The sequence below is a fragment of the Mycobacterium sp. genome, from assembly GCF_049802695.1.
Taxonomy (GTDB): Bacteria; Actinomycetota; Actinomycetes; order Mycobacteriales; family Mycobacteriaceae; genus Mycobacterium.
Genome location: NZ_JBARMY010000214.1, coordinates 1 through 2,270 on the forward strand (window position 1 = coordinate 1; position 2,270 = coordinate 2,270).

At 68.9% G+C, this 2,270-nt stretch carries 1 protein-coding gene; it reads left to right on the forward strand.

The window, feature by feature from the left end:
* On the forward strand, window positions 1–2,270 hold a 2,270-nt coding region (locus tag WA317_RS08795; protein ID WP_425172665.1), incomplete at both ends, for a response regulator.

Consider the following 2,270-nt stretch of genomic DNA (forward strand, 5'->3'; position numbering starts at 1 on the left):
CTGGTCGCCGGCTACGTCGCCGCGGCGATCGGCAGCGCGCGCAGCTACCAAACCCAGCAGCGCCGAGCCGAGGAACTCGCCGAACTGGACCGGGCGAAGACGACGTTCTTTTCCAACATCAGCCACGAGTTCCGCACGCCGCTGACGCTGATGCAGGGACCGGTGGCCGAGCTGCTCGGCCGGCCGTCCGGTATCGACGAGCGGGCGCGACAAGAGCTGGAGACGGTTCACCGCAACGGATTACGCCTCGCCAAACTGGTCAACACGCTGCTGGATTTCTCCCAGATCGAAGCCGGCCGGATAACCGCCCGCTACGAACCTGTCGACCTCGCGGCGGTCACCGGCGAACTGACCAGCGTCTTCCGCTCGGCTGTGGAACGGGCCGGCCTGGTGTACGCCGTGGACTGCCCGTCGCTGGATGAACCGGTGTACCTGGACCGCGATATGTGGGAGAAGGTGGTGCTCAACCTGCTCTCCAACGCGCTGAAGTTCACCTTCGACGGGTCGATCACCGTCCGGGTGCGGCCCTCCACGAGCGGTGCGGAGGTCACGATCGCCGACACCGGCATCGGTGTGCCCAGCACCGAGATGCCCCGGCTGTTCGAGCGGTTCCACCGCATTGCTGCGATCCGTGCGCGGTCATATGAAGGCAGCGGAATCGGGTTGGCTCTGGTGAAAGAACTCGTCGGCCTGCACGGCGGCAGCATCACCGCCGACAGCACCGAGGGCGCGGGCACCGCTTTCACCATCTTTCTGCCGTTCGGCGCCGCGCATCTGCCTGCCGAGGCTGTCGCCACCGGCGGCACCATCCGGGTCACCCCGAAAGTCGACCCCTACGTGCAAGAGGCGCTGCAGTGGCTCCCCGGCGGCTCCGGCGCTGAACCCACCCGGGCCGTTGCATCGGCGCTGCCCGCCGACGCCGCTCACCGCCAGTCCGATCTGCCGGCGCACGTGCTGGTCGCCGACGACAACGCCGACATGCGCGAATACCTCTCTCGTATCCTGGGCGCCGCGGGCTACCAAGTCGACGCCGTGGCCGACGGGCAAGCGGCGCTGGAGGCCGTTCGCGCCGACGGCTATGACCTGGTGATCAGCGACGTGATGATGCCCCGACTGGACGGACTGGCGCTGATCGCGGCGCTGCGGAGGGATCCACGCATCGCCGCCGTACCGGTGCTGCTGCTCTCCGCCCGAGCCGGCCAGGAGGCCTCCATCGAAGGTCTGGAAGCCGGCGCTGACGATTATCTCGTGAAACCGTTCGCCGCCGCCGAGCTGTTGGCCCGGGTTCGCGCCAACATCGAGTTGGCCCGGTTGCGCAGCCACCACGCCCGTTGGCGCACCGCCCTCGTCGACTCGCTGCAGGAGGCGTTCTTCGTTTGCGACGAGCACGGCACGGTCATCGAGATCAACGCCGCGTTCGCCGACATCCTCGGCTACGGACCAGAAGGGCTGCCGTACGAAGCCGAACACCCCTGGTGGCCGGACGCCGACGCCGAACCCGAAGCCCACCACCAGGTCGAGGAGTCGTTCGCCGGACTGATCGGCGCGACGCGCGGCACCTACACCGTTCCGGTCACCCACCGAGACGGACACCGCCTCTGGGTGACCTTCAACTTCAACCACGCCGACGACCCCGAAAGCGGCCGCCGCGTGATGGTCGGTACCCTGCGCGACGTCACCGCCGAGCACTACCACGTGCAACGTCAGACCGCGCTGGCCGAGCTGCACCAGCAACTCGCCCACGCCGACACCGTCGACGATGCCCTCCGCGCAACAGCCGACGAGCTGCGCCGACTGTGGCGGGCGCGCCGCATCCTGGCCGCCACCTTCACCACCGACAACATGAGTCCCAGCTCCGCATCCGGCGTACCGGACCTGCTGTCAGCCGGCGAGCCCGGACAGTGGGACGAACTGCCACCGCGCACCCGGGAGCTGATCAACTCGCTGCGCGACGGCGACCTGCTCGCGGCGTACGCCCAGGACCTGGGCACGGCGGGCATCGCGCTGCAGCATCCGCTGGGCGTGCTGGTCCTCTTCATCGAACTGTCCGAACAACGGCTGTTCACCCCGGAAGACCAGACGTTGCTGACGGTGCTGGCCGGTCGGCTCGGCCAGGGCCTGCAACGGGTGCACCGGCTCGACCAGCAGCGCGAGACCGCCCTCGCTCTGCAACACGCCATCCTCGGTCCCGCGCAACTGCCGACCGGCTTCGCCGTCCGCTACCAACCCGCCAGCCGGCCGCTGCAGGTCGGCGGCGACTGGTACGACGT